General features: G+C 71.7%; 17 protein-coding genes and 1 CRISPR repeat array. Of the genes, 11 read left to right on the top strand and 6 right to left on the bottom strand.

Annotation, left to right across the window (positions count from 1 at the left end; translation table 11 throughout):
• The 7 genes from cas7e to D455_RS0105775 all read left to right on the top strand — a co-directional run.
• Window positions 1-1091, top strand: a 1091-nt coding sequence (gene cas7e, locus D455_RS29370; RefSeq protein ID WP_017569815.1) for a type I-E CRISPR-associated protein Cas7/Cse4/CasC, incomplete at its 5' end; no start/stop codon positions are given.
• Complete coding sequence (gene cas5e / locus D455_RS0105800; protein ID WP_017569814.1) at window positions 1088-1807, top strand: type I-E CRISPR-associated protein Cas5/CasD; 720 nt, start codon at window positions 1088-1090, stop codon at window positions 1805-1807. The genes cas7e and cas5e, both read left to right, overlap by 4 nt.
• Window positions 1807-2526, top strand: coding sequence for a type I-E CRISPR-associated protein Cas6/Cse3/CasE (gene cas6e, locus D455_RS0105795; protein ID WP_017569813.1), 720 nt, complete (start codon window positions 1807-1809; stop codon window positions 2524-2526). Before cas5e ends, cas6e begins: the two co-directional genes overlap by 1 nt.
• A gap of 3 nt (window positions 2527-2529) precedes the next feature.
• Entirely contained in the window at window positions 2530-3486 is a 957-nt protein-coding gene (gene cas1e / locus D455_RS0105790; RefSeq protein WP_017569812.1) for a type I-E CRISPR-associated endonuclease Cas1e, read from the top strand.
• A complete protein-coding gene (gene cas2e / locus D455_RS0105785) occupies window positions 3483-3833 on the top strand; it encodes a type I-E CRISPR-associated endoribonuclease Cas2e (RefSeq protein WP_017569811.1) in 351 nt (116 codons plus the stop codon). Before cas1e ends, cas2e begins: the two co-directional genes overlap by 4 nt.
• A gap of 98 nt (window positions 3834-3931) precedes the next feature.
• A CRISPR array of direct repeats spans window positions 3932-4975; the repeat unit is 29 nt; unit sequence GTGCTCCCCGCGCACGCGGGGATGGTCCC.
• A gap of 343 nt (window positions 4976-5318) precedes the next feature.
• Complete coding sequence (locus D455_RS0105780) at window positions 5319-5501, top strand: hypothetical protein (protein WP_017569810.1); 183 nt, start codon at window positions 5319-5321, stop codon at window positions 5499-5501.
• 184 nt (window positions 5502-5685) lie between these two features.
• Window positions 5686-6147: a PPOX class F420-dependent oxidoreductase gene (locus tag D455_RS0105775; RefSeq protein ID WP_017569809.1), complete on the top strand. Its 462-nt coding sequence runs from the start codon at window positions 5686-5688 to the stop codon at window positions 6145-6147.
• Window positions 6148-6158: 11 nt separating this feature from the next.
• On the opposite strand, the gene D455_RS0105770 is transcribed toward D455_RS0105775, so the two are convergent.
• The 6 genes from D455_RS0105770 to mgrA all read right to left on the bottom strand — a co-directional run bounded on the left by D455_RS0105770 (window position 6159) and on the right by mgrA (window position 12989).
• Complete coding sequence (locus D455_RS0105770; RefSeq protein ID WP_017569808.1) at window positions 6159-6506, bottom strand: hypothetical protein; 348 nt, start codon at window positions 6504-6506, stop codon at window positions 6159-6161.
• Window positions 6507-6535: 29 nt separating this feature from the next.
• On the bottom strand, window positions 6536-6937 hold the full coding sequence (locus D455_RS0105765) for a four-helix bundle copper-binding protein (RefSeq protein WP_017569807.1): 402 nt from the start codon (window positions 6935-6937) through the stop codon (window positions 6536-6538).
• A gap of 26 nt (window positions 6938-6963) precedes the next feature.
• Window positions 6964-8334: a cytochrome P450 gene (locus D455_RS0105760; protein ID WP_083922147.1), complete on the bottom strand. Its 1371-nt coding sequence runs from the start codon at window positions 8332-8334 to the stop codon at window positions 6964-6966.
• 87 nt (window positions 8335-8421) lie between these two features.
• Complete coding sequence (locus D455_RS0105755) at window positions 8422-10434, bottom strand: CocE/NonD family hydrolase (RefSeq protein WP_017569805.1); 2013 nt, start codon at window positions 10432-10434, stop codon at window positions 8422-8424.
• A 15-nt stretch (window positions 10435-10449) separates the two neighbouring features.
• The gene (locus D455_RS0105750) at window positions 10450-11763 is read right to left on the bottom strand and encodes an ATP-grasp domain-containing protein (RefSeq protein WP_017569804.1); all 1314 of its coding nucleotides are present in this window, start codon (window positions 11761-11763) and stop codon (window positions 10450-10452) included.
• Between the two features lie 230 nt (window positions 11764-11993).
• Window positions 11994-12989: an L-glyceraldehyde 3-phosphate reductase gene (gene mgrA, locus D455_RS0105745; RefSeq protein ID WP_017569803.1), complete on the bottom strand. Its 996-nt coding sequence runs from the start codon at window positions 12987-12989 to the stop codon at window positions 11994-11996.
• Between the two features lie 198 nt (window positions 12990-13187).
• Here mgrA and D455_RS0105740 point away from each other — a divergent pair, with 198 nt between their 5' ends.
• The 4 genes from D455_RS0105740 to D455_RS0105725 all read left to right on the top strand — a co-directional run.
• Window positions 13188-13541: a hypothetical protein gene (locus D455_RS0105740; protein WP_017569802.1), complete on the top strand. Its 354-nt coding sequence runs from the start codon at window positions 13188-13190 to the stop codon at window positions 13539-13541.
• A gap of 58 nt (window positions 13542-13599) precedes the next feature.
• A complete protein-coding gene (locus D455_RS0105735; RefSeq protein WP_017569801.1) occupies window positions 13600-14004 on the top strand; it encodes a DUF2267 domain-containing protein in 405 nt (134 codons plus the stop codon).
• A gap of 288 nt (window positions 14005-14292) precedes the next feature.
• On the top strand, window positions 14293-15441 hold the full coding sequence (locus D455_RS29365; RefSeq protein WP_017569800.1) for an SDR family NAD(P)-dependent oxidoreductase: 1149 nt from the start codon (window positions 14293-14295) through the stop codon (window positions 15439-15441).
• A 45-nt stretch (window positions 15442-15486) separates the two neighbouring features.
• The coding region (locus tag D455_RS0105725) for a TIGR03557 family F420-dependent LLM class oxidoreductase (RefSeq protein ID WP_017569799.1) at window positions 15487-16172 on the top strand (686 nt) is incomplete at its 3' end.

The raw sequence follows: 16172 nt of genomic DNA, 5'->3' as shown, positions 1-16172 counted from the left end.
CCCGCCGCTCCCGCGTCTCCAGCCAGGCCTGGAAGCGCGCCACCCGGCTCGCCTTCGATTCCCTGCTCGACCCGCAGGAGCTGGGCACCAGGACCAAGCGCGTGGCGGAGCTGGTCGCCTCCCGCATCGGTGAGATCGCCCCGGAGATCGAGGAGGCCGAGGCGCTCACCCTGGCCGCCGAGACCGTGCAGACGGCCACCGGTTCCAAGATCGAGGTTCCCAAGCGCAAGGCCGACGCCGCCAAGAAGAAGGGCGACAAGGAACCCGCCCCGGAGTCGGCCTACCTCATGTTCCTCAGCGCCCGCCAGCGCGACGGACTCGCCGCGCTCGCGGTGGAGGGCCGCGAGGACATCAAGGCCTTCCTCAAGGACAAGGACAACAAGGCGCGCGCCAAATCGATCGCCGACACCCGCCACTCGGTCGACATCGCCCTGTTCGGCCGCATGGTCGCCGACGGCGCCGACATCAACGTGGACGCCGCCGCCCAGGTCGCGCACGCCATCAGCGTGCACGCCGTGGAGAACGAGTCCGACTACTACACGGCCGTGGACGACCGGAACCCCGAGGAGGACACCGGCGCGGGCATGATCGGCACGGTGGAGTTCAACTCCGCGACGCTGTACCGGTACGCCGCCGTGGACGTGGACCTGCTCCGGAGGAACCTGGGGGAGGGGCTGCGCGAGGACGAGCCCGTCAGCGAACCGCTGCGCCGCGCGGTGGAGGCGTTCGTGCGCGGGTTCGTGGCGTCGATGCCCACCGGCAAGGTCAACACCTTCGGCAACCACACCCTGCCCGACGCGGTGGTCGTGAAGCTGCGCGACGCGCGCCCGATCAGCTTCGTGGGGGCCTTCGAGGCCCCGGTCGAGACCGGAGAGGACCGCGGGTTCGTCGCCGGGGCGTGCAGGCAGCTCGCCGAGCACGTCGAGGAGATCGAGCGGGCCTACGGCGCCGAGGACACCCGCGGGTGGGTGCTGCGGATCGGTGAGCGGACCAAGGTCCTGGCCGGACTCGGTGACCAGGCGCGGAGCCTGGACGAGCTGGTCGGCGGGGTCGGCGAGGCGGTGGTGCGGCGCGTGGAGAGCGACGCATGAGCGTGCTTCCCCTCGTTTTGGCAGGACCTCTCCAGTCGTGGGGGTCGGCCTCCCGGTTCGCGCGGCGCGGCACCGAGCACGCCCCCACCAAGAGCGGGGTGCTCGGGCTGCTGGCCGCCGCCCAGGGGCGGGACCGCGCCGCCGACCTGTCCGATCTGGCCGCCCTGCGCTTCGGGGTGCGAGTGGACCAGCCCGGAGCTCGCGTGCGCGACTACCAGACCGCCAAACACCTGGTCACCGGGACGTCCATGCCGGTGTCGGAGCGCTTCTACCTGTCCGACGCCGTGTTCGTGGCGGCGGTGGAGGGGGAGGAGGACCTGGTCGCCGAGCTGTACCGGGCGGTTCGTGCGCCGGTCTACCTGCCCTACCTCGGCAGGCGCTCGTGTCCGCCCGCGCGCCCGGTCGACCTGGGGGAACCGGTGGACGGGAGCGTCGAGGACGTGCTGGAGGGGCAGCCGTGGCAGGCCTCCCGGCGGTGGCAGCGCCAGCGGCGGTGGAGGGAGGAGGCGGAAGTCGAGCTGAGCACCCTCGTCGACGCCGCGCCGGGGGAGAGGCGGGCGGACTCGCTGCGCGACCTTCCGTTGAGTTTCGATCCGGTGCACCGGCGCTACGGCCTGCGCTCGGTGTCCTCCGGCCAGGTCAGGATCCCCAACCCGATGTTCCGTGGGGCCGCGGTGCCCGACCACGATCCCGTGGCCGCTCTGGGAGGAAGTTGATGCACCTCACCCGATTCCGGTTCAACACCCATCGCTCCGGTGCGAGGAGACTGTTGTCCTCACCGCAGGCCATGCACGCGGCCGTGATGGGCTCCTTCGCGAACCTGTTGCCCAGTGATTCCGGTGGGCCCCGCGTGCTGTGGCGGGTGGACCGCAACGCCCGCGCTGAGGTGTTCCTCTACGTGGTGAGCCCGGACCGCCCCGACATGACCCACGTGGTGGAGCAGGCCGGGTGGCCGACCGACCCCGAGGGGACCTGGCGGACGCACGACTACAAGGGGTTCCTGGAGGGGTTGGAAACGGGGCAGACGTGGGCGTTCCGGCTCACCGCGAACCCCACGCACAGCATCCGGCGCAAGGACGGGGAACCCACCAAGGTCACCGCCCACGTGACGCCCCGCCACCAGGCGGGATGGCTGCTCCAGCGGCAGGAGCGGTGCGGCTTCGAGGTCGTGCGCAAGTCCCCTGACCAGCAGCTCCTCCCGGGGCAGGACGAGCACGAACTGGTCGTGCGCGACCGAGACGCGCGCGGCTTCGACAAGGCGGACCCGCGCCCGGACAGGCGGGGCAGGCGGATGCGGGTGCCCGTGGTCACCGCGACGTTCGACGGGAGGCTGACCGTCACCGACCCCGACGCGCTGCGCCGCACGCTGTGCGCCGGAATCGGACGGGCCAAGGCGTACGGGTGCGGGCTGATGACCCTGGCGCCGGTGGGCTGAGCCGTGGCGACGGTGGGCGGGCGCGGGGCCTCGGGCCCGCGTGAGCTGACGAGGGTGGGGGACCGGTTGTCGTTCCTGTACCTGGAGCGGTGCGTCGTGCACCGGGACTCCAACGCCATCACCGCCGAGGACGGGGACGGGACGCGCTACCTGCCGTCCGCGACCATCGGCACGCTGCTGCTGGGGCCGGGGACGAACGTGACCCACTCGGCGATGAGTCTGCTCGGTGAGTGCGGGGCGACGGTGGTGTGGGTGGGGGAGCACGGGGTGCGCTACTACGCAGCCGGGCACGCGCTGACGCGGTCCTCCCGGTTGGTGGAGGCGCAGGCGACGGCGTGGGCGAACCGGCGGAGCAGGCTCGACGTGGCGCGGGCGATGTACCGGATGCGCTTTCCGGACCTGGAGGTGGAGGTGTTGAGCCGTCAGGCGCTGCTGGGCAAGGAGGGCGACCGGGTCAAGGCGTGCTACCGGGAGCAGGCGGCGCGGACCGGTGTGCCGTGGCGCGGGCGCCGGTACGTGCCGGGTGACCACGACGTCTCGGACCCGCCGAACAAGGCGATCACCGCGGCGGCCCAGTGCTTCTACGGGGTCGCGCACGCGGTGACGGCCGCGCTCGGGTGCAGCCCGGGGCTGGGGTTCGTCCACTCGGGGCACGAGCGCGGTTTCGTGATGGACGTGGCCGATCTGTACAAGGTGGAGGTCGGTATTCCGGTGGCGTTCGACGCGGCGGCGCAGGGTGATGACGACGTGGACGGTGTGACGCGCAGGTTGCTGCGGGATCGCATCAACCGGGATGGGCTGCTGGACCGGTGCGTGCGCGACATCAAGAGCCTGCTGCTCGGTGGGCAGCAGGGTGCGGAGGAGGAGCGGGAGGAGACGGCCGACACGGTGGGCCTGGTCGGTGACCGGGGCGAGCTGCTGGAGTCGGGTTACAGCTACGCCGACGAGGTGGTCTGGTGACGGTCGTCGTCCTCACGAACTGCCCCGCCGGTCTGCGTGGGTTCCTGACCCGGTGGCTCATGGAGATATCGGCGGGGGTGTTCATCGGTAACCCGTCGCGCCGGATCAGGGAGGCGCTGTGGGCGGAGGTGAAGGAGTACGCGGGTAACGGGCGGGCGCTGCTGGCGTACAGCGACGGCTCGGAACAGGGGTTCACGTTCGAGACCTTCGAACACCACTGGGAGCCGGTGGACCATGAGGGGCTGACCCTCATGCATCGCCCCAGGAAGGTCGTTGAGGAGAACAGGCGCCCGCCGAAGAAGGGGTGGAGCAAAGCCTCGAAGAGGCGGCGCTTCGGTGGTAGGTGAGTGGTTTGGCTTCTTTGGGGGTTTTGGGGCTCGTGTCCGTCTTTGAAGAAGTTGGAAAAGTGGCTGCTTGCCACTGGTAAGTTCGCAGGTCGTTGACTGTGCTCCCCGCGCACGCGGGGATGGTCCCCACGGAAGCGTCGGTCACCTCGACGCTGTCCCGTGCTCCCCGCGCACGCGGGGATGGTCCCGCCAGTACGTGGGGTTGTGGTATAGGCGTTTCGTGCTCCCCGCGCACGCGGGGATGGTCCCCCGTCGGCGGTCGAGGCGCGCGCCGCCCGAGAGTGCTCCCCGCGCACGCGGGGATGGTCCCGCTCTGGTTGACGCCCCGCGTTGAAACCAGCGGTGCTCCCCGCGCACGCGGGGATGGTCCCTCCGCAAGGAGGCCGGGACGCTGCCCGCGACCGTGCTCCCCGCGCACGCGGGGATGGTCCCGCCGGGGCGCACTGTCAGAGGCCGCGCCCCGGGTGCTCCCCGCGCACGCGGGGATGGTCCCAGCGACCAGCACGGTGACCCCTGGTCGGCCGTGTGCTCCCCGCGCACGCGGGGATGGTCCCAGCGACCAGCACGGTGACCCCTGGTCGGCCGTGTGCTCCCCGCGCACGCGGGGATGGTCCCAGCGACCAGCACGGTGACCCCTGGTCGGCCGTGTGCTCCCCGCGCACGCGGGGATGGTCCCAGCGACCAGCACGGTGACCCCTGGTCGGCCGTGTGCTCCCCGCGCACGCGGGGATGGTCCCAGAATTCCAATCAGGGCGAGATAGGAAAAGGCGTGCTCCCCGCGATAGGCCCGCACGAGGTACACCAAGCTTGTGCTCCCCGCGCACGCGGGGATGGTCCCGCTGGCCCCAGTACGACTGGACGGTGACCATCGTGCTCCCCGCGCACGCGGGGATGGTCCCCCACCCTGAACATGCTCGGGCCCGGAGCGCCCGTGCTCCCCGCGCACGCGGGGATGGTCCCAGCGACCAGCACGGTGACCCCTGGTCGGCCGTGTGCTCCCCGCGCACGCGGGGATGGTCCCCCTCGGGGTGGACCGGGAACCGGTGCGACCAGTGCTCCCCGCGCACGCGGGGATGGTCCCCGCGACAACCTCGTGGTGATCTGCGGCCCTCGGTGCTCCCCGCGCACGCGGGGATGGTTCCAACGTCGAGGGCGTCGCCGGCATGTTCGAGGGGTGCTCCCCGCGCGCGGGGTGGTTGCCCACAGGGATGGATCAGAGGTTGGCGGTGGGCACCGGGCCAGGTCACACTGGATTCGGGGGCACATGATGCGCTTATGGGCGACGAAGAAGCCCCCGAATTCGAGCCTAAGCGGCCCGGTCCTCACCCCACCAGCTACATCTTTCTCCTGTGGGTGATTCCGGTCCCGCGCACGCAGGAGTGATTCGTTTCTACCCGTGAAGTTCATGGGGCTTCCGGGAGGCGTGTGATGCCCGGTGGTGTCGGGTAGGGGCTGGCCAAACGTCTAACAGGGAGGAGGCCGGACATGAGCGTTCCGGAGGAGTCCAGGCCCAAGACCTCGGACACTGACCAGGTCGTGAACGCTGACCACAGCGACGACGCCCGGGGCCCAGACACCCGGGAGGAGCTGGAGGCCGAACTCCAGGACAGGATGGAGGAGGAGAACCTCACCCGCGAGGACTTCGGGGAGACGTCCGAGGGAGAGTAGAGGGCGGGAGCGCCGGGCCGTGTCGGTCCCGGCGCCCTTATGCAGCAGGGGCTCCTCGCCACCCACCACCCGTCCGGTCGTGGGTGCCGGGACCGCGTCGGCCCGGCATCCCCGACGCCTCCGGGGATACGCTGTTCCGGTCCGTGCGGCACGCGCGGACTCCGCGAACAGCGAAAGCGAGACGATGAGCCCTTCGATCGCCACCAACACCCGTGTCGACCTCGACGGCCTGCTGGAGTTCGTGCGCCCCCGCCACCACGCGCTCCTCATCACCCGCCGCTCGGACGGCGAACCGCAGGCCTCCCCGGTGACCTGCGGCGTGGACACCCAGGGCCGGATCGTGGTCTCCACCTACCCCGAACGCGCCAAGACCCGCAACGCCCGGCGCGACCAGCGGGTCAGTGTCCTGGTCCTGTCCGACGACTTCGACGGCCCCTGGGTCCAGATCGACGGCGAAGCCGAGGTCCTCGACGGCGAGGAGGCCGTCGAGCCCCTGGTCGAGTACTTCCGCGTGATCTCCGGCGAGCACCCCGACTGGGACGAGTACCGCCAGGCCATGCGCCGCCAGGGCAAGTCCCTGGTCCGCGTCACCCCGAAGAGGTGGGGGCCCGTCGCCACCGGAGGCTTCCCCGCCGACCGCGTCTGAACCCGGGGAGGTCACCGCCCCGCGGGCGGCGGCCTCCAGTCGTCGTCGGGCGGCGACGGCCCCCGGTCGGGCGGGTCACCGCCCTCGGGCGGCGGTTTCCAGTCCCCGCCGGACGAGGGCTCCTCGGCGGTCCCCTCCCCGGGCCGGGCGGTTCCGAGGCCGGGAATGCTGTCCCTGCCCCACCCGGTCGGATACTTCCTGCCCTCCGGCCGCTCCTTCCAGTAGTCCGGCGAGCGCACGGCCCTCTGCTTGCGGATCGTCTCCCTGCGGATGATCCACAGCACGAGGAAGATCACCCCGATCGGGATGACGAGGGCCATCAGGATGCCGAACAGCCAACCCAGCGTCGGCCACTCCATCGTCCTCCTCCTTCCGGGGGGCGGGCCCCTCACAGGGCCGCCAGAAGCTCCCGACACGTACTCTCGCAGCGGCGGCACGTCTCGGCGCACACCCAGCAGTGCTCGTGGTGCCCGGCGTGCCGCTCGCACTCCTCGCCGCACAGGCGACAGGCCTCCGCGCACGCCTTCAGCAGCGCCCTGGCGAGGGTGTCGTCCCCCGTCCGGCGGGAGAGCACCCGCTGGGTGACCTCGCACAGGTCGGCGCAGTCCAGGTTCAGGCGCACGCACCCGACCAGCTCCGCCACCGACGGCTCACCCAGGCAGGCGTCCGCACACAGGACGCACGTCTGCGCGCACGCCCCGCATGCCTCGACGCAGGCCCGCACCTTCTCCTCGACCTCGCTGCTCCGGCGGTCGGGATGGCTGCTCAGCATCTGTTCGACGACGCTCATGTCTCCTCCTCGGAACGCATTGGTGTTCAGAGCGAGAACCGCAGTGTGAAGTGGTTCAGGGACGCGGGCAGCCCCGACGCGGGCAGCGGGCCGCCCGCGTCCAGGCGGGTCAGCGACCGGCCCCGGATCAGGGCGCGCAGGAACAGCGACACCATCAGCGGAACCAGGTCGCGTCCCGCGCACCCGGCGGGGCCGTCACTGAAGGGCACGATCCCCGGTTCCGCCTCGGCACGCCCGTCGAGCCAGACCTCGGGCTCGAACGCGTCCGCGTACGGCAGCCGCGACGGGTCCCGGTGGAAGTAGGAACTCACGACGAGGAAGACCGTCCCCGCCTCGAACACCTCCTCCCGCCAGGCCGTCTCCCGCGTGCTCTCCCGGACCACCAGGAGCGTGGTCGGCCACAGACGCACCGACTCGCGCACCGTGGCCCGCAGCAGCGGAAGGTCGAGTCCCTCACGGGTGTCGGCCTCCTCGCGCGCCGCGTACGCCCCCGGACTGAGCGAGGTCAGCAGCGCCAACGACCGGAACGCGGCGATGGCCGCCGCGTCGAACGCGAACAGCCAGTGCGCCACCTGGTCCTCCGGCCGCACGTCCGCGCCGTGGCCGCCGCCGACGAGGCGCGCGGCCAGACTGCCCGGCTCGGCCCGCTCGACACCGGCGCGCACCCGGGCGAGGAACTCCTCCCGCACGGAGTCGTGGACGGGAACCGTGTACGCCCAGTTCGCGCGCGCCCGGAGGGCGCACAGCAGCTCGGTCGTCCGACGGTCCCGGGCGGCGGACGCCCCGAAGACCACCCTCCGGGCCATCGTGTTGAAGGACTCGGTGAACCTCCGCCAGTCCAGGACGCCGTCCCCGCCCAGCGCCAGCGCCAGGGTGAGCGCCTCCTCGTCCGCCTGCGCCGCGAGGACGTCCCCGTCGGGATGGACCACCCGCCCCGGCACCAGTGCGGTCTCGTTGGCCGCGCGCCGCCGAGGCCGAAGCGCGTGGTCGGAGACCAGTACCCCGTGCGGTTCGAAGTGTGACAGCGCGCCGGTCTTCTCCAGCCCGCCGGGGGAGAAGGGCTCGGGGGTCTCCCGCAGCAGTCGGCGCACGTCCTCCGGGGCCAGCACCAGGGCGGCCCGCCGCCCCGCCAGGCGCAGGGGCAGCGGGTCGTCCCCGTGGTGCTCACGCAGGGCGCGCAGTGTGGAGACCGCCCGGCGGTCGGTGTCCAGGGCGGTGACCAACCCCGTCATCAGGGGACGGCGCAGGATCACACCCCGTGCCACGTCGGGCAGCAGGACCGAGGTCAGTACACGTGCGGTCTCCCGTGCACGGGGACGGCGCCCTCCACGCCGGTGCCCCGTCCCCCGGGCGCCCGCCTCCCGTGGCGGACGCGTCTCCTGGTGTTGTGTGGGCATCGGAACCGTCCCCCCTCGATCGGTCCGCCCCGCCGGGTCCCCGTCGACCCCGTCCCGCTCCGCCGTCCCGCCGCCGAGACCCGCGGGTCACAGACAGTCGCGGGGAATCGTCTCGTTCCACTGGCGGGAGAAGACCCGTTCGTCGTTCTCGTAGGCGTCCAGCGTCGCGTACACCCGGAACTCGTTCTCGTCGCACGTCATCGCCGTGTGGGTCTCGGTCCGGGTTCGCCACCCGTCCCGTGCGAAACGCATCGTCCACGTCGACTCGCCGCTCGGCGACGTGAAGTCGCCCGCCACGGACTCGTACTTCTCGTAGGCGCGCCGCCCGACGTCCAGGTCGATGTCGTCGAAGTGCAGGATGCCCCCGTCCTTGACGATCTCCAGCGACGACCGGGTGTCCACCAGGTCACGGTGGACGGTCCAGCGGTGCTCCGGCTTCTCCCGGCGCGTGGTGGAGATCTCCGGCGCGGACTCCGGTTCCTCGAAGGGGTGCGGTTCCTCCTCCTCGGCGCCCCAGTGCGGGCGCACCGGCAGCATCAGCCTGCTGTCCTGCGGGTGCACGGTCAGCAGGGCGGGCCTGGGCGGCGGCCAGGCCAGCGGCCAGTAGGAGGTGGACAGCGACAGCCGGATCCGGTGGCCGACCGGGAACGACTGCGCGACACCGTTCAGGGTCACCTTCACCCGGTAGATCTCGCCCGGCTCGATCTTCTCGGGACGCTCGTGGCTGTCGCGGTGGGTGAGGTTGAGCAGCCCGTAGGTCACGCGGGTGGCGCTGCCGTCGGGCGCCACGTCGACCAGCCTGGCCGCGATCATGCCCACCGGTTCGGCGACCGAGACCGCCAACTCCACCTCGGCGGCGCCCAGGATGTCGACCTCCTTGGTCAGGGCGTCGCTGTCGAAGACCAGGGACCCGCCGTCCTCCTCGCGCTGGTCGTAGGGCAGGTCCGGCGGGGCGTTGTAGGACGCCCACTTGCCCGCGAACTGTCCCACGGTCAGCGGGGACCGCACGGTCAGGGACTCGGCGTGGACCTCCTCCCCGGGGCGGCCGATCCGGTACCTGGCCAGCGGGTACGCCCGGTACTCCACGTTCGGGGAGGGCCACTCGTCCTCGCGCACCCACCGGCCGGGACGCCTCTCGTAGGCGGTGGAGGGCGGAACGCTGTCCTGCATCCAGGCCCACAGGGCCGGTTCGCCGTTGACGCCGTTGTCCCTGCCCTTGAGCCAGCGGTCCAGCCAGCGCACGACCTCCTGGAGGTAACCGATCGCCGGACCGGGGTAGCCCATGTGCGGATAGCGGTGCGACCAGGGGCCTATCAGTCCCCTCCTCGGGGCCTTCAGGTTCTCCAGCAGCCGCAGGACGGCGTTGGAGTAGCCGTCCGCCCACCCGCTGGAGGCCAGGACCGGGCAGCGCACGTCCGAGTAGTCCTCGCTCACGGAGGCGTGCCGCCAGTAGTCGTCGCGCCGCTGGTGGNGGACCCACGGCTCGGCGGCCTCCAACCGCTCGCGCCACATCCGTCGCCAGTCGTCGCCGACGGCCACCGGGTCGGGCGGGCAGGTGGACGAGGCGAACATCGTCCCCGCCTCGGCGAGGTTGTCCGACAGCAGGCAGCCGCCCATGTAGTGGAAGTCGTCGCCGTACCGGTCGTCGGTGAAGGAACTGATGACGATCGCGCCGAGGCTGGGAGGCTGCCGGGCCGCCACCTGAAGCGCGGCGAACGCGCCCCAGGACAACCCCATCATGCTGGTCCGGCCGTCGCACCAGGGCTGCTCGGCCATCCAGGCCAGCACCTCCTCGGCGTCCAGCTGTTCGCGTTCCAGGTACTCGTCGGTGAGCACGCCCTCCGAGTCGCCGGTTCCCCGCAGGTCCACGCGGACGCAGGCGTAGCCGTGACCGGCGATGTAGGGGTGGTGCATGGAGTCGCGCACGGCCGTCAGGTCGTTCTTGCGGTAGGGGATGTACTCCAGGACCCCGGGAACGGGCGTCACGTCCGAGGAGGTGGCCCGCCACACCCGGGCCGCGAGGCGTACGCCGTCCGACATGGGTATCCACACGTGCTCGTCCTCCTGGACGGCGTGCGGCAGGTTCTTGACCACGTGCATGGAGCGGGACCTCCCCTAGTGCGTCAGCTTGTCCTTGGGCTCGTCCACCTCGTCGAACTCGAACCTCAGCTCCTCCACGCAGCGCTCGTACTTGGCGCGCAGCTCGGTCTCGTCCTCGGCACCGATGGTGATCTTGGCGAGTTCGAAGCTGTAGCTGTCCTGGGCGCTCATGTCCGAGAGCCGCTCGCCCCGCTGGGGCACGATCTCGATGGTCACGCCGCCCAGGTCCTCCTCCAGCGCGGTCACCTCCTCCGGCGTGGGCACGCGTGTGGCGACACCGTTCTCGAACCGGCGGTAGTACCACTCCGCGGCCACCGCGTACTCGCCCCGGGCGCCCTCGTTCAGGGCCGGGTCCTGGCCGAAACCGAGCCGGAGCATGCGCTCGTGGTTGGCGACGCCGTCCACCAGTTCGAAGAGCTCGGCGTGGGACTGGGAGTGGCGCGTGTTCACCTCCAGCAGGTTGAGGCCCTCCTCGACCGGGTCGTAGAAGAACTCGACGCTGAACGTGGAGTTGTCCATCCCGACCCGTTCGATGACCCGGGTGGCGACGTCGGCCATCCACCGGGCCACGTGGTCGGGGAGCCCCGAGGGGTACTGGTGCTTCAGGAACACCGGGCTTCCGGGGTAGTCGACCGAGTCCAGGGCGCCGTAGACCACGACCTCGCCCTTGTACACGTAGCCCTCCACGGCCGCCTGCACGCCGTGCAGCGCGCCCTCGGCCAGGCAGGTCCGCCCGCCCACGGAGGCGATCTCCGGCGGAAGGTCCACCATCTCCAGGATCTGCTCGAAGGGGCGGCCGATGCGGTCGATCCCCTCGCGCAGCATGGCCACCGCCTCGTGGAAGCCCTCGTCGTCGTCGACGCGGTAGGCCAGCTCGGAGGAGGCGGACTTCACCGGCTTGAGCCACATCGGGTAGGCGGGGGCCTCCGGCGGCGACGGCTCCTCGTCGGTGAGCTCGACGAGGGAGAAGGGCGGGTACTCGTCGATGACCTCGCTCTGCTCCAGCCTGCTCCAGTACTTGTGCTCACACTTGACGAACGATTCCAGGGAGGATGAGGGGAGTCCGCGACGGGAGCACAGGATCGGCACGAACAGGGTCACCGGGAAGTCCCAGTAGCCCACGATCGCGTCGACGCTCCCGTCGAAGTCGTCCATGATCCTCTCGGCCTTGGCTAGCAGGGCCTCGATGTCCACCTCGCCGATCTGGAGCTCCTCCAGGTTCAGCAGTTGGTGGAAGTTGCAGTGCTGCCCGGTGGGAGTCCTGCGCAGGATCTCCAGGTTGTGCTCGTCCAGGCCGACCACGAACACGTTCTTCACGGTTACCTGCACCACCTTCCTCGTCGGGGCTCCTGGGAGCCGGGTCGCGTACAGGTGCGCCTAACCCGTGCCGGGCCCGCCAAACGCGGGAGTGTCCCGCCTCACGGAGCGGACGTGCTGGTCGTCGCGGTGCACGCCGACCGGCATGGTGCACGCCGACCGGCACGGTGCACGGGTCGGCCCGCGTGCTCGTGCGCACGCGGGCCGTGTCGTCGCCGGTGACAGCGGTGGTGCCGGTGGTGTCAGAGCGCGCGGGCGTACCGGTCGATCTCCGCGAGCTCGTCCGCGTCGAAGTCCAGGTTGGCGACCGCCGCCACGTTGTCCTCCAGCTGCTGGACGCTGCTCGCGCCGATCACCGCCGAGGTCACCCGGCCACCGCGCAGCACCCAGGCCAGTGCCATCTGGGCCAGCGACTGCCCGCGCCGTTCGGCGACGGCGTTGAGCCCGCGGACCCGCTCCAGCACCTCCCCGGTGATGCCCTCGGCGCTCAGGAACGGGCTGCTGCCCGCCGCACGCGACCCCTCGGGCACGCCGTTCAGGTACCGGTCGGTCAGCAGGCCCTGCGACAGCGGGGAGTAGGCGATGGAACCCGCGCCGACCTCGTCGAGCACGTCGAGCAGCCCGTCCTCCACCCACCGGTTGAACATCGAGTAGGAGGGCTGGTGGATGAGCATCGGGGTGCCCAGGTCGCGCAGGATCGCCGCCGCCTCGCGCGTCTGCTCGGGGGAGTAGTTGGACACGCCCGCGTACAGGGCCTTGCCCTGGCGCACCGCCGTGTCCAGCGCGCCCATGGACTCCTCCAACGGCGTGTCGGGGTCGGGCCGGTGGTGGTAGAACACGTCCACGTACTCCAGGCCCATGCGCTCCAGGCTCTGGTCCAGGCTGGACAGCAGGTACTTGCGCGATCCCCACTCGCCGTAGGGGCCGGGCCACATCAGAAACCCGGCCTTGGTCGAGACCACGATCTCGTCGCGGTAGGGGCGCAGGTCCCTGGCCATGACCCGCCCGAAGTTCTCCTCCGCCGAACCGGGCGGGGGACCGTAGTTGTTGGCCAGGTCGAAGTGGGTCACCCCGAGGTCGAACGCGCGCAGGAGGATCCGGCTCTGGTCCTCGATGCCGCGTTCGTGGCCGAAGTTGTGCCACAGCCCCAGGGACAGGGCGGGCAGGCGCAGGCCGCTGCGGCCGCATCTGCGGTAGGGCATCGTCTCGTACCGCGTCGGGGCGGCGACGTGGGTCATGGGTCTGCTTCTCCCTCGTGTGGCTGTGCGCTGGCCGGTCAACCGGCGTGCGGAGAGTACAGCGCGGAGAGGGGGCGTACCAACAGAACCCCCGCGAGGTACTCCGGTGACCGCCTCCACCTGCTGTTTCGTGCCCGGGTTCCCGGGTAGCCCAGCCACTGTCACCCCAATTCCGTACACGGACGGGAGTGAACGTCGATGCACCACGAGACCACGCCCCCGATCGAGGGCTACGAGGGACTGCCGATCGGGACGCTCCAACACCGTGTCCGCTCACTCGACGCCGAACAGATGCGTCAGCTGATCGGCTACGAGGAGCGGCACGCCAACCGCGTCGGGGTCCTGGAGATCCTGGAGAACCGGCTGCACGAGCTGGAGGAGGGCGCCCAGCCCTCGGAGGGCTCACAGGACTTCCAGCCCGAACGCCCCGGCCCGCCGACCGGCGGATCGCCGGTGAGCACGGACACGGCCGCTCCCGCGTCGAGCCCGCCACCGCAGGGCGTGCCCAACCAGCCCGCCAAACCCAAGGGTGACGCCCAGGGCGGCCAGTGAGACGGGGCCCGTACGAGAGTCCGCTCGCCGGTGACGCGATCCCGAGGGGGAAGAGACCATGCAGCACGACGCTTTCATCGGACAGGTCCAGGCACGTGCCCGCCTGAGCAGCCGCGGCGCCGCGGAGGAGGCCACCAGAGCGACGCTGGAGACCCTCGCCGAACGGGTCGGCTCCGGTCTCGGGTACGACCTGGCCGGGCAGTTGCCGCGAGAGATCGGTGAGAGCCTGCGCCGGGTGGCCGACGAGAGGGGGCAGGGGAACGACGCCGAGAGCTTCGACCAGCGGGAGTTCCTCAGCAGGGTGGCGCAGCGCTCACACAGTGACCCGCCCGAGGCCGCGCGGAACGCCCACGCGGTGTTCGAGACGCTCGACGACGCCACCACCGGGGGCGTCATGGACAAGGTCCGCCACGCGCTGCCGGAGGACCTGCGCGAGTTCAGCCTCGAAGGCGGTCAGGGCTGAACGCCGCGATCCCGGGGGCGGGGACACCGGTCTCCGCCAACGGGACCGGTCGCCGCTGGGGCGGCCCGACCGGGAGTGCGGGACCAGGGGAGGTCGCTGCGGCGGGACGCCCGCCCGCGTGGAGGGACCGAGACCGCCCGTATGCGGCCACCTGCGGTTTGCACTCCGCTTCCTCGGGCGGCCGTACACGCACACCCCCCGGAATCTCCTACGACCCACAGGGAGTGACATGGCGCTGGCATTCGCCGCGGGCCCGGCCCGCGGCCAGCACGGACGGGACGGCCGGTGATGCGGGGCGGGGCACCCCTGTTCCTGGCGGGTGCGAGCTGGGCGGTGTCCAAACTCAGGAACGGTCCCGAACCACCGCCGCCACGGCGCCGCCGCGGCCGTTCGGTCACCTGGGTGGCGACCGGTGCCGCCCTCGGTCTCGGCGCCGCCGCGCTGTGCCGTGAGCGGCGCCCCACCCTGCTGACGGGCAGGGTCGCGCTGATCACCGGCGGTTCGCGCGGGCTCGGCCTCCAACTGGGCCGCGAGTTCGGTTACCGGGGGGCCGCGGTCGTGGTCTGCGCCCGGGACCGGGACGAACTCGACCGGGCGGTGGCCGACCTGGAGGGCCGGGGCGTACGCGTGCGCGGCCTGCGCCGCGACCTCCGCGACCCCGACCAGGCCGAGTCCCTGGTCGAGGAGGCCGCCGGGGCCTTCGGCCGCCTGGACTTCGTCGTCAACAACGCGGGGATCATCCAGGTCGGACCGCACGAGACCCTCTCGGAGAGCGACTTCCGGGACGCCATGGAGACGATGTTCTGGGCTCCGCTGCGCGTCTCCCGGGCCGCGATCGGCCCGCTGGAGCGGACCCGCGGCTCCCTGGTCACCATCGCCTCGATCGGCGGCCACCTGAGCGTGCCGCACATGCTGCCCTACTCCTGCGCCAAGTTCGCTGAGGTGGGGCTCTCCGAGGGGCTGGCGGCCGAGGTCTCGCGCAGGGGGGTGCGGGTCACCACCGTGGTCCCCGGACTGATGCGCACCGGGTCCCACAAGGCCGCCGTCTTCTCCGGCGAGCCGGAACACGAGTACGCCTGGTTCTCCCTCGGAGCGGGGTTGCCCCTGGTCTCGGTGAGCGGGGAGCGCGCGGCCCGCAGGATCGTGGAGGCCGCCGCGCGCGGGCGCGGCTACCTGATCCTCACGCCGCTGGCACGGGTGGTCATCGCCGCCCGGGGGATGTCCCCCTCCCTCGTCCAGGGGGTCATGCGCGTCATGGACAGGGTGCTGCCGAACCCGGACGGAAGTGTGCGGCGCCGGCACGGCCGCGACGCGGACGACAGCGCGGTCAACCGCGTGCTGAAGCCGCTCACGGCGCTCAACGAACGCGCCAGCCGACGCCTCAACCAACGACGCGGCGGCCGGGGAGGCCACGGGGCCGGGGGAACCGGGGGATAGGCGGACACGGACGGTGGGACGGCGTCGATCGGGAGGATCAGCGACGTGACACGTTTCGGCTACTTTCTCGCCAGTGAGGAACACGGGCCCGAGGAACTGGTCCGCCAGGCCCGGGCCGCGGAGGAGGCCGGGTTCGACGCCCTGTGGATCTCCGACCACTTCCACCCGTGGTTGGACGCGCAGGGGCAGAGCCCGTTCGTGTGGTCGGTGGTCGGCGCGATCGGGCAGGTGACGTCCCTGCCGGTCACCACGGCGGTGACCTGCCCGACCACGCGCGTGCACCCCGCGGTGGTCGCACAGGCCGCGGCGACCGCGGCGGCGATGACCAGGGGCGGGTTCACCCTGGGCGTGGGTACCGGCGAGGCGCTCAACGAGCACATCCTCGGCCAGCCCTGGCCGCCCGCCGCCCGTCGCCTGGAGATGCTGGAAGAGGCGATGGAGGTGATGCGCAAGCTGTGGACCGGCAAGCTCGTCACCCACCGGGGCCGACACTACGAGGTGGACACCGCGCGCCTGTACACGCTGCCGGAGAGGCCGCCGCGGATCCACATGTCCGCGTTCGGCCCCAAGGCCACCAGACTGGCGGCCAGGGAGGCCGACGGCCTGATCCAGGTGGCGCCCAGCGACGAGACCATCGCGAACTTCCGCGCCGAGGGCGGCGCACGCAAACCCGTCCAGGGAGGGCTCAAGGTCTGCTGGGCCGAGGACGAGGCCCGCGCCCGCCGCGTGGC

The sequence above is a fragment of the Nocardiopsis halotolerans DSM 44410 genome (assembly GCF_000341065.1).
Classification (GTDB): Bacteria; Actinomycetota; Actinomycetes; order Streptosporangiales; family Streptosporangiaceae; genus Nocardiopsis; species Nocardiopsis halotolerans.
This window is presented reverse-complemented; position numbering and strand designations above follow the sequence as displayed.

Excerpts from the sequence above, each read along its gene's own strand:
- cas5e (WP_017569814.1), top strand. The coding sequence starts at position 1,088 with ATGAGCGTGCTTCCCCTCGTTTTGGCAGGACCTCTCCAGTCGTGGGGG.
- cas6e (WP_017569813.1), top strand. The coding sequence starts at position 1,807 with ATGCACCTCACCCGATTCCGGTTCAACACCCATCGCTCCGGTGCGAGG.
- D455_RS0105780 (WP_017569810.1), top strand. The coding sequence starts at position 5,319 with ATGAGCGTTCCGGAGGAGTCCAGGCCCAAGACCTCGGACACTGACCAG.
- D455_RS0105775 (WP_017569809.1), top strand. The coding sequence starts at position 5,686 with ATGAGCCCTTCGATCGCCACCAACACCCGTGTCGACCTCGACGGCCTG.
- D455_RS0105770 (WP_017569808.1), bottom strand. The coding sequence starts at position 6,506 with ATGGAGTGGCCGACGCTGGGTTGGCTGTTCGGCATCCTGATGGCCCTC.
- D455_RS0105765 (WP_017569807.1), bottom strand. The coding sequence starts at position 6,937 with ATGAGCGTCGTCGAACAGATGCTGAGCAGCCATCCCGACCGCCGGAGC.
- D455_RS0105760 (WP_083922147.1), bottom strand. The coding sequence starts at position 8,334 with ATGCCCACACAACACCAGGAGACGCGTCCGCCACGGGAGGCGGGCGCC.
- mgrA (WP_017569803.1), bottom strand. The coding sequence starts at position 12,989 with ATGACCCACGTCGCCGCCCCGACGCGGTACGAGACGATGCCCTACCGC.
- D455_RS0105740 (WP_017569802.1), top strand. The coding sequence starts at position 13,188 with ATGCACCACGAGACCACGCCCCCGATCGAGGGCTACGAGGGACTGCCG.
- D455_RS0105735 (WP_017569801.1), top strand. The coding sequence starts at position 13,600 with ATGCAGCACGACGCTTTCATCGGACAGGTCCAGGCACGTGCCCGCCTG.
- D455_RS29365 (WP_017569800.1), top strand. The coding sequence starts at position 14,293 with ATGCGGGGCGGGGCACCCCTGTTCCTGGCGGGTGCGAGCTGGGCGGTG.